The 13,085-nt window shown below is 37.7% G+C and carries 9 protein-coding genes; 3 read left to right on the forward strand and 6 right to left on the reverse strand.

From position 1 onward, the window contains the following. Positions 1-182: 182 nt before the first annotated feature. Complete coding sequence (locus tag CK510_RS16165) at positions 183-419, forward strand: hypothetical protein (RefSeq protein ID WP_095722681.1); 237 nt, start codon at positions 183-185, stop codon at positions 417-419. A 3-nt stretch (positions 420-422) separates the two neighbouring features. On the opposite strand, the gene CK510_RS16170 is transcribed toward CK510_RS16165, so the two are convergent. Beyond that, positions 423-962: a retropepsin-like aspartic protease family protein gene (locus CK510_RS16170; protein WP_095722682.1), complete on the reverse strand. Its 540-nt coding sequence runs from the start codon at positions 960-962 to the stop codon at positions 423-425. A 150-nt stretch (positions 963-1,112) separates the two neighbouring features. Here CK510_RS16170 and CK510_RS16175 point away from each other — a divergent pair, with 150 nt between their 5' ends. Then, on the forward strand, positions 1,113-1,505 hold the full coding sequence (locus CK510_RS16175; protein WP_095722683.1) for a hypothetical protein: 393 nt from the start codon (positions 1,113-1,115) through the stop codon (positions 1,503-1,505). A gap of 193 nt (positions 1,506-1,698) precedes the next feature. On the opposite strand, the gene dpdE is transcribed toward CK510_RS16175, so the two are convergent. From dpdE to CK510_RS16195, 4 genes are all read right to left on the reverse strand, one after another. Next, complete coding sequence (gene dpdE, locus CK510_RS16180) at positions 1,699-5,001, reverse strand: protein DpdE (protein WP_095722684.1); 3,303 nt, start codon at positions 4,999-5,001, stop codon at positions 1,699-1,701. Positions 5,002-5,270: 269 nt separating this feature from the next. After that, positions 5,271-5,678, reverse strand: coding sequence for a KTSC domain-containing protein (locus CK510_RS16185; protein WP_095722685.1), 408 nt, complete (start codon positions 5,676-5,678; stop codon positions 5,271-5,273). Between the two features lie 111 nt (positions 5,679-5,789). Next, complete coding sequence (locus CK510_RS16190; RefSeq protein WP_095722686.1) at positions 5,790-6,665, reverse strand: ATP adenylyltransferase family protein; 876 nt, start codon at positions 6,663-6,665, stop codon at positions 5,790-5,792. Between the two features lie 133 nt (positions 6,666-6,798). Continuing rightward, positions 6,799-7,578, reverse strand: a complete 780-nt coding sequence (locus tag CK510_RS16195) for a TspO-related membrane protein (protein ID WP_095722687.1) — start codon at positions 7,576-7,578, stop codon at positions 6,799-6,801. 183 nt (positions 7,579-7,761) lie between these two features. On the opposite strand from CK510_RS16195, the gene CK510_RS16200 reads away from it, so the two are divergent. After that, a complete protein-coding gene (locus CK510_RS16200; RefSeq protein ID WP_095722688.1) occupies positions 7,762-12,882 on the forward strand; it encodes an nSTAND1 domain-containing NTPase in 5,121 nt (1,706 codons plus the stop codon). On the opposite strand, the gene CK510_RS32805 is transcribed toward CK510_RS16200, so the two are convergent. Then, on the reverse strand, positions 12,825-13,085 hold a 261-nt coding region (locus CK510_RS32805; RefSeq protein WP_211293207.1), incomplete at its 5' end, for a hypothetical protein. The two genes, CK510_RS16200 and CK510_RS32805, sit on opposite strands and share 58 nt — an antisense overlap.

Below are 13,085 nucleotides of genomic sequence, written 5' to 3' on the forward strand. Positions count from 1 at the left end.
GTGGGGCAGGCAGGGATGCCCACCCCACAATAATTATAATAATTTGGATTATTATGATTTAAATGCGGAACAGCTTATCAACCTTATGTTGCTGTATTAGTTGATTATCAGCAAAAATACTGCTAAATGTAAGGTTAATAACAAAATTTCATAATCATTACCAGAGGAATAGGGGTTAAGCGATGAATCAGGCTGAAAACTCACTGGGAAAGTTGTTAATAGGTGGTTTTTTATTATTTACGTTTGCACCAATATTTCCCGCAGCAGCGCAAATTACCCCAGATAATACCCTGGGAACAGAGCGATCGCGTTTAGATACGAATGTTTTAATTAATAATGTGTTGGGGGACAAAATTAATGGTGGTGCAATTCGCGATCGCAATCTTTTTCACAGCTTCAGTGAAAATTTGAAATTGTGAATATTAACGTCGATTGAATTCAATTTGTTTTTCTAAAATCTTCACATCGTAGTTTTCAAAAAAATCATGACCTAATAATCCTATATCAGCTTTTGGCGCGATCGCAACTTCAACATTATTCACAACTGCACCACTAACCGCAATTGAGGAGACGACTCCTGTCTTAAATTTTACTTCGCTACCGTCAGCAATACTGGCATTAATTGTTCCAGAAGGCTTGATATTCAAGCTTCTTGACATTTCTTGGGTAATTAAACTACCGCTCGCTCCTGTATCAAGAATCATTTCAAAAACTTGACTTCCATTAAAAGTGACATCGATTACTGGAGTTTTTCCGCTACGACGTTTGATTGGTACACGAAAAAAACCGCTATTTGGTGCAGTGACTCCACATAATTTACCTAGATTAATAGTTCTACCAGATGATGTCACCATAAAACAAGTACCTGGGTCATCTGCGATCGCAATTGATGGTAAAGTCAAAGCAATTATTGCAGGTAAAATAGTAGGAATTGCAATCTTTGGTTTCCAAATAGCTTTCATTTTCTACGGTTCTCCTAATATTGCCATAGACATGTCTAGAGTTAGGATACCCAATTTTCTAAGGGGAATAGCACCTCATAGCTTTTTGGTAATTTGCTGGGGATGGGCAATTAGACGGTAGACTAAGGAAAATTTATTGAGTACGGGTTGATGACAAAGACAAATGGGATGAAAATTGATACACCAACAACTGAATTATCTACGGTTGATGATATGGAAGATACGGTGACAATTAAAGATTCTTCGCAACCTGTGGAGAATGTGCAGGATATTGATGATATTTTAAATTCACTTAAGGCTTTATTAAGTACGGTAGAAAAGTTACAAAAAGTTCGACAGGAAGTAGGTGATATTAAACCTTTGATTGGACGAATGCTCGATGGGGAGCTTGTTGGGGGGGAAGAACTCGATCAACTCAAAACTGGTGTGAGTAGTCTTTCTCGTCTTGTTCGTGCTTATAGCGATCATCAAACAGCTTTGGTTAAAGCACAACCTGCTAGAGAGTTGTTAGATCGAGTATTGAAAGAGGGATATTCTGGATAATTTGTCATATTAAATATGTATTGTCCAGAATCTTTGTAGAGATGTGGCAGTGCTACGTCTCTACATTAATTTTCACAGATAAAATTGGTGCAATATCGCATTTCATGTGATGCATCAAATACCTAGAAAAAACTGTAGATATAACACCTGTTACGTCTCTCCGTATTCCTGTATTTTGAGAATAGGTAATTAATTAATCATCTTCAGTGTGAATTGGATGTCGTCCAGAAAGGATAATAAAGCCAACGGAATCAAGTTTAATGGAAGGGTTGCGAATCCCTTCGATAATGACTTTGTTTAATTCTGTTTCGTTATTTAGTTCTTGCTCAAGTAGTGCATTTACTTGTTGTCCTTGTTTTTGGAGTCGATTCAGACGCAATCGTAATTGATCTAATCTTCTATCTAACTTTTGTCCGGCATAAATGGTACTTTTGTCGCACAATTCTCGAAAATATGGCTGTTGAGTCAGTAATTTTAAAGACATTTTACCAGCGCGATCGCACAGTTCTTGCCATTTGCCTGGTACGATAAATTCGTCAATCAAAGATAAACGACTTTTTGCTAAGTTGTAATCTCGATTGTTTCCCCCTTTATGTTTATAATGAAGTTGCAAGATATTTAAGATTGCTTCATTGGTAACTGCACGCATTGGGTTGCATCGCGCATCGATAAAGATACTTTGAACGATTGGAGGAAATAAACCATCTACCCGTCTTTGTAAAAATTTGGAATTTTTAGCATCTTTTTTGTATTTATCTATATTTGCCTGGACAACATAGTTAAATCGAAAACCATACCATTCTTTACCTTTGGCAGGATCCCAATTTTCATCAACTCTCCACACAGCGAAGGTTTTACCCCTATCGTCCCAATTGATGTAAGTTGATAGTGACTCTACAAGTTCTTCACCAATACGGTAAAGTTTAACCCCAGGTTGCTGATTGGCAATACTACGATTAAATGTCCCAAATTCTTCCAAAACACCTGCAAAGTTATTTCTTAAATCATCTGCTGGAATTAAGGTTTTTTCGGTTGGTTGATAACGCTTTGCTCCAGAAATATTGGGGTTACTAAAATGTTTGAAATGTAAGGCATCGCAAATCCAATCTTCGGTGACACGCTGTATTTCTTGATGCTTCCCATCATAATCGTCTAATTTTTGGAAATATTGGGCAGAACTATCATCAAGAGCATCAATTTCATCGAGGGCATTTTGTTCGCTAATCTTGACTTGCTGCTCAATTATTTCTTGTTGAATTACTTTGATGTTTTCTAATAGCCCTTTTGCTCCTGATTTAAACAAAATGCTTGCGAATACTGGCAGCTTTTCATCAACATAAAACTGGAAACCAGCGATTGATTGCTGGAAAATATTCAATCCTTCTTTTAATAGGCTATACCAAGCATCGTGGAGACTTTCAGGTAAATCAACGCCAGCAAATACCGTAAATTCAACCTTTAATGGACGACCAATTCTGTCTACTCTGCCAATTCTTTGTTCCAGACGATTAGGAAACCAAGGAATATCAAAATGGATTGTATAATCGGCAAATTGTAAGTTTAAACCTTCTTCCCCGGAGGAATCACAAACTAGAATAAAGCAATTAGGGTCTTTTTTAAATCGATTTAAGTTCTCTTCTACTTGAGAACGAGTTTGCCGAACTTGATTACTTGTAATCGCATTCTTTCCCAAAGATTCTGTGAATAAATTGACTATTTCGGTACAAGATTGTGCGAAACTGGTAAATACAATAATTTTTGGTAAACTATCTCCCGGAATTGGTCTTAATAACCGTCTTTGTACCTCTGTCAATAATTTAGGAATGTTTGCTTTCAAAGATTGGAGTTTGAGGGGTTCACAGAGATGATGGAGTATAACTGTCTTCAATAATTCGAGTCTGTCACCATCTTCTGAAGGTTGCTGGATGACTCGCAATAAATTTTGTAAAATCTCGTCTTCGTTAGTAAATTTTGGGGTTTGAGTCAGAATTTTGTCGGATTCTGCACCAAATTCCTGAATTAATCCCGCAGAGGATATACCGGAAACACGTGCTTTAATTACCTGTTCTAAAATACCCAACCAAGTACCAGAAGCACGGAATAAGAATAGAAATATTTGATGATATTTTGACTCATCAGGTGCTTTATTCCGCCATGTCTCAATGATTTCGTGAACGTCATAACTGCGCTCATCCAAGTCATATTCAGCTTTTGGTATAATATTGCGCTCAAAAATTACATCTTCTACGGAAGCGCGACGGTTGCGAAGCATTCGACGATGAAGTCTGTAGGTATCGCTAATATGGATGCGAATAGCTCTAACAATTATCACTATCTCATCAATCTGTGTCGGTTGCTTATTTTCCAACTCCTCAACTAATTCCATTAAATGTGTATCTTCTGCAAACAACTGACGAAGTTGTTGTAAATTAGCCTTGAGGACATCAGCAGTGGCATCTTCCCTAAACGACAGCAGCAACCTACCAACATCTTGACGTTTTAGTACCTTATCTCGGAAACTTGCTAAATCGTGGAGTTGATAAGTTGTCGGATCGAGCAAATGCAACATCGTCAGGAAATCTCGCTCGTGGTTGAGAACAGGATTTGCCGAAAGTAAAAGTAAGCGATCGCATTTATGGGCTAAATCTTTATAAGTCTGGAACAGCTTGAGTTTTTCCCCATCTTTGGAGGTTCCCATTGCGGCAATATGGTGTGCTTCATCCAAAATTAGCAAACCAATTTTCACCTTTGGGTTAATTTTTTTGATATCCTCAATCGCAAGCACTCCAACCCGTTTCGGAAAATGGGAAATATAAAACTTATTCTCTAATTCCGTTCTCCACTGCGCTAGTAAATGCTGGGGAACTATTACAACCCCATATCCAGTCGGTTCATCCAAAAGGTATTGACGCAGAATCGCACCAGCTTCTATAGTTTTCCCTAAGCCTACTTCATCTGCTAATAAATAACGTTGAATTGGGTCTTCAAGTACCCGTCTGACAACTTCGACTTGATGGGGAAACAATTTAATGTTAGCAGAAATTAATCCAGTCATCCCGCGACTGACAGCACGTTGCAAAATCATCGATTTCACAAAAGCAAAGCGTCTATCGTGGAAATAGGGTGTTTCTTGCCCCTTCATTGCTAAAGTTTCAATGGGTTCAGTTTGGGGTAAACTACAACGCACATAGACTTTCTGCTCACTAACTGCGATCGTCTTTTTATCAGGTAAGTCCACTTGATATTTATCAATGTCCTCATCCCATTGGTAAATTCTACCAATAATCCAGGTTTCTTGACTTTCGAGGAAAATATAACACCGAGTTTGACGTTCCAGTTTAAACCGAGATAGGTTTGCCAAAGGTAAAGTTTTTTCAATCCTTTGTCCAATTGAGCAAAAATACTCAATAGTTGCCTCGGTATCAGAGATATCAATTACCTTCCCTATCCCCAAAGTATTAATTTGGGAACGAACCAACGAACCGAGTAATATCATGCTTTAATTCCACTCAGTAAGTTAGCGTTAACCTTGCTCGTATTGCGTAAGTGTGACATCTGCTTTCTCCAGGATAGCTTCTGTATATTGTTCGTGAGAAGCCTAGCATAGTTTGAACCCAGGCAATAAAATAACTTCATCTGTTTTACCACCGTGGGAAAAGCTGACTGACGCTACAAATATGAACTTACATAGAATAGCAAAAAATGGCTAATCGCAGTTTAAGCAATTAGCCAGAGCAACCAGGAACGTTTTTCAGAGGTAATTAATTAACTGTAGCAATCATCCTCGTCGATACAGTTAGAATCATAATTACCCCGAATTTGATTGTTGAAATATCTACCGATGGAGTTTGTTTCGTGTAACTCCTGCCAAATTTCCGGTTCAACCCCTGCATATTGGTAGGTAGCACCATTACAAAATTCTACTTGGAGGATGCGATCGCTTGAGTCATATCCAATCGCATTTGCCATTGATGAGTTAACTGGTAGCATTGCGATCGCTTCGCTGGAATCTGCAACCATTTCGTTGAGTTGTCGTAATCCCTCAAATGCTGCTTCTGGTGCTGGTATCTCTAATAGTTCCAGTTCGTCACCTCGATTTAATAATAACTGTAAGTGACCTTCTGTGTGCGCTACTGCAATTACACTACCTAAGTTAAGTCTCGATAGCTTCATTCTTTTGCCCCTCGATTACCTATGGTGCAAATGTACTATGAATATCTTTTTTGGTCAAGTGTTTGTTGGGGGAATTATCTCACGCGGAGGCGCAGAGGCGCGGAGAAGGGGTTAAGATAAGGCGATGGCGACGTTTTTGAGGATGTTGATTGGTTGATATTCTCGTATACGCTGTAGTTGTTGGGTGTTGCGAACTAGGAAAGTACCTGCGAATCCTAAGGAGTTGATAGAAATTGTCTCGAAACATTCGTGCGATCGCGGTATGATTAACATCCATTCTCTGGTAATGAGTAGGTTGTAATTTATACCATTTTTCATTTGCGTAGCTTGGAGTAATTTATGGTAATGTTCCCAAGTGATGATTCCAGGGTTTTCGGAATCGGGATGAAGGTGTATAAATGCATGTCGGAATGGGAATCCAGGGATAATTCCGATGGAGTTAGAAAATTTTGCGGATGTTAATAGGGGTTGAATCGGTAATTTGACTCCGGTATTATTTAACGGTAGGGGAATGATTTGTAAATGTTTGTGTTTTTGACTGGCTCCAGCAATTTTCCCCCCGTTGTAAAAAACTAACCCATCAATATCTGCTAAACAAGCCCACATTGCTGTAAAGTCTTGGGGTGTTAGTAAGGAATCTTGTTGTTCAAATTCACGGGTAATGATGAGTAAGTGGTTATCGACGACGTTGAATTTATTTAATATACAGATATGGGTTTGGGAAATATCTGCAACCCATAAATCTTGTTCGTAGGGAAGAAAGGGGTTGAAGTCTTTTTTCTGTTTTTGCTGCTTTGTTGATTCGTCTTTCTGTACCAGGTTAGATAATACCCTTACTAGGAACTTGATTCCGTCTTGTTCGATGATTTCGCATTTTGTGGGAATTGATAGTAATGCACCAGATGCAAGGGCTTTTTCTGTTGTTGTTTGTACACGATTCCATAGAGTACCGGGTTGGAGGAGTATTTTTGATGTTGAATCAGACATTTTTAGGTAAGTGAAGTATATGGTATATTTTTTATCACGCAGAGGCGCAGAGGCGGGGAGAAGAATATAAAATAATACAAGCATTTATTTTATTCTCTCTGCGTCTCCGCGTCTCTGCGTGTGTAAATTGATATCATGAATTACGAATAGTTTTGTTAAAGGTTTGGGTGAGAATTATCACACTTAGAATAATTGTACAGACGATCGCACTCAGAAATAAGGCTGTGTTACTAGAATGTTTAATTGCGATCGCGATTAATGCCCATACTGTCACCCAGGTATATGTTGTATCCTGGAAGCGGTAAGTAATGAGGAATGCGATCGCGCTGGCAATGGCTATCATGACAATAGCTGATAATGTTGCTGTACCTGTCCAACCGATGGAATATAGTCCACAGGCAACGTTAACGATGGTAGCAACGCTAATCCAACCTAAGTAGATACTAATAGGTGTTTGGGCAAATCTTCTAAAGTTTTGGGATGTGGGATTTTCGGGTTTTCTGAGTTGGAGAAATATGCCAATTAGGGGAATTAAGATGAATAGCATTGCGATGATGGAAGCTAAGAACATACGTGTTAAAAATAAGTAAACCCAAATGCTTTGAGCTATACAAGCTATGATTAAGAAAATACCTGATTTTCGTAGGTTTAAGTTATTGCGTTGTCCTGGTAGTAGTTGAAATATTCCATAAGCAAATAAACTGAGATAAATTAATCCCCAAATTGCAAAGGCATAGTTAGCAGGAATAATTAAAACGTCTTTAAAGATGGTGTTAGATATTTTCCCGATATTATCTCCCCCTAAAGGAAAGATGTTTGACCAAATGTTAACTATGAAAGCGATAATAATGGCTAGTAGGGTTGCTAGGGGGGTTAGGATGTTTTGGTTTAATTCAGAGTTTGATTCTTGCATGATTGGTTTTTAGGGGGAAATATTTGTTAATTTTATCTCGCGCAGAGACGCAAAGGTGCGGAGTGTAATGTAAAACTGCTGTAATATCTTATGTTATGGGGAAAATTTAATTTCGTAAATGTTGCATAAAATAATAAAAACAAACTTATAAGTACTTATTAACGATTAAAACCGAATAAAAAAATGCCCCGTGCTGTTATTAGAAATAAAGAATTAAATCAAGGGATATCAACTCCAAAGTTATGGTTGCTCTTAGTCGGTGTTAATCAATACCAAGACCAGGGATTACTTAGCCTGCAATATCCAGCTTTGGATTGCCAGGGATTAAGTGAGGCTTTAAGTAAGGCAACGCAGCAATTTCCGCAACGGGAAGTAATAACTTGTAATGATTTTACCACTGATTTACCTAGTTTATTAATGGTTCGCACTAGTTTAGAACGAATTACAACAACGGCAAAAGCGGAAGATACAATTTTATTTTATTTTTCTGGACATGGAATATTACGGGAGCATTCTTCACAGCCGTATCTCTGTTTGCGGGATACTCAAATTGATGATTTAATCAATACTTCTCTTCCTTTATCTGAATTATTACAACTTTTAAGTAACTGTAAAGCATGTCAGCAATTGGTTTGGTTGGATGCTTGTCATAGTGGGGGAATGACGTTACGAGGGCAATTAAATCCGACGCAGCAAATGGTTCAGGTGTTGCAAAATGCTGCATCTGCAAGTAAAGGGTTTTATGCATTACTTTCCTGCGATACAAATCAACAATCTTGGGAATTTCCGGAGTTGGGACATGGTGTGTTTACATACTATTTAATGCGGGGTTTGGGGGGGGAAGCTGCTGATGCTCAGGGAATAATTACTGCTGATGGACTTTATCGGTATGTTTATCATCAAACTCTACAATATATAGATAAAACTAATCAGCAATTACGGTTGATTAATCAGCAAAGAAGGGGGAAGGGGGATGATAATTTATTTAGTGAATATCCTCTGCAAACTCCTAAAAGAATTGTGGAAGGAGTGGGGGAGGTTGTATTAGGAAATATTTCGCTCACGGAAGCTGAAAGTTCATCCCGATTTGGATTGGTTATTGATGGGATGAGTAATAATCAAAATACCCTGAGGTTGAGTAAGATTTTTCGGGGTATGTGTGGGTTTGAACTCGATTATTTGCGTAATTCAGATACTACAAATATTCGCGATCGCATTCAGGTTGCTTTGGGGTTGGGGAATGAAGCTACAACTGCTCTATTATATGTGCGGGGAAGGTTGGAGGATGCTGGGTTGGTTATCGCTGATGATGTTTTTTTGAGTCGCGATCGCTTGAGGCAGATGTTACGTGGTTCAAAGGTTTCTCAGCAAGTTATTATTTTGGATTGTTATGGTGAGGATAAATTAAATTTACAGGAATGGATTGAGGATTTACAGGGTAGTAGGGAAAATGGTATCTGTATAATCGCAGCACAAGCGGTAGCAAATGAATCTGAAATTTTTATTGAAGCACTGATTGAGACGTTGGAATCTGCTTCTCCAGTTGTGGGGTTATCAGCAGCAGGTTGGATTACGCAGTTACAAGTTAGTTTAGCAGGAAGGCTTCCAATACATGTTTGGCTTTCTGGAAGTCATGGAGTGATTGAGGTTGTTCCAGGGATGACTGGGGGAAAATCTCGCAAAACAATTTTGGATTTGGGAATTTGTCCCTATTTGGGTTTGAAGTCGTTTAGTGAAGCTGATGCACAATATTTTTATGGCAGGGAAGGGTTAACTCAAAGTCTAATTAATCATATGACTACTGCTTCCCATCTTGCGGTTATTGGTGCTTCTGGTAGTGGGAAATCATCGGTTGTTCAAGCTGGATTAGTTTCTCAGTTGCGTTTGGGGAAGCAGTTAGCTGGTAGCGATAAGTGGTTAATTAAGACTATACGTCCTGGTGTGCATCCGTTACAGGTTTTAGCCAGGAAGTTGGGGAATACTAGGGTTTCGGAGCAATCTCCTTTGGTTGTTGAGGGTTTACTTTATGAAGGGGTTGAAGGTTTCGTTTATTGGTTGCGAAGTCGTCCAGAACCAATGGTAATGTTGGTGGTAGATCAATTTGAGGAGTTATTTACCCTGACTTCGGAAGTGGAGAGAGAGGGTTTTTTAGAATTGCTTTTGGGTGCGTTGCGGTATGCTGGGGATAAGTTTAAATTAGTCATGACTCTACGTGCTGACTTTATCGCACCTTGTTTGGAAAATCCAGCTTTAGCAAATTTATTACAAACCAATAGTGTTTTAGTACCACCAAGATTAAATCAAGATGATTATCGTAGTGTAATTATTCAACCTGCTGAACAAGTGGGGTTGCAGGTACAAACGGGTTTAGTGGAGGTTTTGTTACAGGAATTAAATCATTCTGTAGGTGATTTGCCTTTGTTGGAGTTTGTGCTGGAACAGTTGTGGGAATTGCGAGAGAATGGGGAGTTAACTTTATTCTCATATCAGCAGCATTTAGGTGGTATTGCTGGAGCTTTGGAAAAAAGAGCAGACATTGTTTATGGTAACTTGGATAATGCCGCCAAAGATTGTGCAAAGTGGATTTTTCTCTCTTTGACTCAGTTGGGGGAAGGTACGGAAGATACCAGAAGACGGGTTTTAAAGTCAGATTTGGCAGTAAAAAAATATCCTCCTGCTTTGGTTGAGAGAACATTACAAGCATTAACTGCGGCAAAGTTGATTGTGATGAATTTGGATGAGGAAGAATTAGCAGGTATTGGGAAGGGAAATATCGAAAATTCTATTACTTCATTACCTAGTTCCCATGTCACAATCGAAGTCGTTCACGAAATCTTAATTCGGCACTGGACAACATTAAAATGGTGGTTAGAAGAGAATAGAATTAGATTGCGATCGCAACGTCAAATTGAACAATCAGCAAATTTATGGAAACTGCATCACCAACAAGCTGATTTTTTGTTACAAGGTGTACGTTTGGGTGAAGCTGAGGAAATCTATGTAAAATATACTGATGAGTTATCAGTTGATATTCAGGAGTTTATTGCAGCTTGTTTAGATGAACGTCTGCGTCAGGAAAATCAGCAGAAGCAACGTCTCCGACAAACCCAAATTGCACTGGCTGTAATTAGTGTTTTGGGTATTGCTGCAACTGGTTTTGGTGGGTTTGCTTATTTTCAAAATCGCACTGCCCAAATTAGGGAAATTAATGCTTTAAATGCATCTTCAACAGCTTTTTTAAGTTCTCATCAACAACTTGAAGGTTTGGTTGCGAGTATTAAAGCTGGGAAGCAATTAAAACGGTTTTTTTCACCTAGTAAAGATATTCAAATTACTACTGCTGCAACTCTTCAACAGGCAATATTACAAACCCAAGAAATCAACCGTTTACAGGAACATACCGACAAGGTAAATGCAGTCAGTATTAGTCCAGATAGTCGCTTAATTGCTTCTGCTAGTGATGATGGAACTGTGAAAATTTGGAATCGTGCAGGGAAGTTAATTACTACTTTAAATAGTACTAATCCAAATATTACTAATATTACTAGCTCTAAAAATTATCAAAATAGGGTTACATCTGTTATTTTTAGTCCTGATGGTAAGTTTATTGCGAGTGGGAATACAGATAAATTCATAAATTTGTATTCAATTGATGGGAAATTAGTTCGTACTTTTTATGGACATAATGATTTCGTCACCAATTTAGCTTTTAGTCCAGATAGTCAAATTTTAGTTTCTGGAAGTCGCGATAAAACAATTAAATTATGGCAAGTTGATGGGACAAAATTTAAAAATTTAAAAACTATTAATGCCCATAACGGTTGGGTAAATACAGTTACATTTAGCCCAGATGGGAAATTCATCGCATCAAGTGGAGAAGATAACTTAATTAAGCTTTGGAAAGTTGAAGATGGGAAGTTAATTAAAACCTTTACTGAAAACAAAGATAGAATAAAACGCATTCAATTTACTCATAACGGTAAAAGTCTTATTTCTGCTAGTAGTGACTCTAAAATTAAAATTTGGAATCTCGATGGAAAAGAATTACAAAGCTTTAATAGTGATAAAGTAAACAATATCAACCTTAGTCATGATGGTAAAACCTTAGTCTCAGGTAGTACGGATGGTTCGATTATATTTTGGGATTTAGATGATATTGAAAAAAACCGCAGATGGACGCAGATAAACGCAGATAATTCATGTATTTCACTCAAATGTATGGTTCTGTATAAAGCTCATAATTCACAAATTAATGATGTCGCAATTAGTAATGATGGTGAAATTATTGTTTCAAGTAGCGATGATAAAACTGTGAGAATTTGGAATTTAAATAAATGGAGCTTAAATAAAAACATCAAAAAACAAAATCAAACAATTTACAGCATTGACTTTAATCCCAATAACAAAGATTTTATCACTGCTGGTTGGGATGGAACAGTTAACTTCTGGGAAAATAATCAACAGGTCAAATCATTCAAAGCGCATGAAAGCATTATCTCAGCTATAAAATTTAGTCATGATGGCAAAATAATCGCAACAGCAAGTGCCGACAAAACAGTTAAATTATGGAATGCAAAAACTCATCAATTAATTAAAAATTTAACTGGGCACAAAGATAGAATTACAAGCATTAACTTCACTCCCAATGACCAAATAATTGCCACAGGAAGCAGCGATAAAACAGCAAAACTATGGCAATTAAGTGATGGAAAACTCCTACATACATTAATCGGACATACCGAAGAAATTACAAGTATCAGCATCACCTCAGATGGTAATTATATCGCCACAGCCAGCGCAGATAATACCATCAAAATTTGGCACTTAAATGGAATATTGCAAAGAACGATCGCAGCACACAAAAGTCTAATTTCCACCATCGCTTTTTCCCCAGACAATCAAACCCTTGCCTCCGCAAGTTGGGATAACAGTATCAAAATCTGGCAAGTCAGTAACGGTAAATTAATTAATACCTTAACAGAACATTCTGACGGAGTTACTAGTTTAAATTTCACCCCAGATAGTCAAATTCTCGCATCAGCAAGTGCAGATAACACAATCAAACTCTGGAATCTTGCAGATGGAACTTCCCTAAAAACACTCATCGGATATCCCAGTCAAATTAATGCGATCGCATTTAGTTCTGATACCAAAACCCTAGTAAGTGGGGGAGAAACTGACGGAATAATGGTATGGAATCTCGATTTAGATAATTTAATTCAACAAAGCTGCACAAAAGTCAAGGATTATCTTGAAAATAATCGAGATGTCAAACAAAACGATAGAAATCTTTGTAAAAAATAATCCAAATCCCCACAAGCTGATAAAAGAAATATTATTATTGGTGCGATCGCAAAGTCGGTGTTTCTGCCAGATTTTGAAAAATTACAGGGAACTAAGTAAGTAATACATGAAAATTCAATCTCAAAATTGCGATCGCACCGAATAATACTACTATATAAATTGTCACTTGACCAATCTAAGTATTTGCTAGATTTGAGCGTTTT

The organism is Brunnivagina elsteri CCALA 953, from assembly GCF_002289455.1.
GTDB lineage: Bacteria > Cyanobacteriota > Cyanobacteriia > Cyanobacteriales > Nostocaceae > Brunnivagina > Brunnivagina elsteri.

What these genes read in the sequence shown, in the direction of transcription:
- CK510_RS16165 (WP_095722681.1), top strand. Translation starts at nt 183, where the DNA reads ATGAATCAGGCTGAAAACTCACTGGGAAAGTTGTTAATAGGTGGTTTT.
- CK510_RS16195 (WP_095722687.1), bottom strand. Translation starts at nt 7,578, where the DNA reads ATGCAAGAATCAAACTCTGAATTAAACCAAAACATCCTAACCCCCCTA.
- CK510_RS16200 (WP_095722688.1), top strand. Translation starts at nt 7,762, where the DNA reads ATGCCCCGTGCTGTTATTAGAAATAAAGAATTAAATCAAGGGATATCA.
- CK510_RS16185 (WP_095722685.1), bottom strand. Translation starts at nt 5,678, where the DNA reads ATGAAGCTATCGAGACTTAACTTAGGTAGTGTAATTGCAGTAGCGCAC.
- dpdE (WP_095722684.1), bottom strand. Translation starts at nt 5,001, where the DNA reads ATGATATTACTCGGTTCGTTGGTTCGTTCCCAAATTAATACTTTGGGG.
- CK510_RS16190 (WP_095722686.1), bottom strand. Translation starts at nt 6,665, where the DNA reads ATGTCTGATTCAACATCAAAAATACTCCTCCAACCCGGTACTCTATGG.
- CK510_RS16170 (WP_095722682.1), bottom strand. Translation starts at nt 962, where the DNA reads ATGAAAGCTATTTGGAAACCAAAGATTGCAATTCCTACTATTTTACCT.
- CK510_RS16175 (WP_095722683.1), top strand. Translation starts at nt 1,113, where the DNA reads ATGACAAAGACAAATGGGATGAAAATTGATACACCAACAACTGAATTA.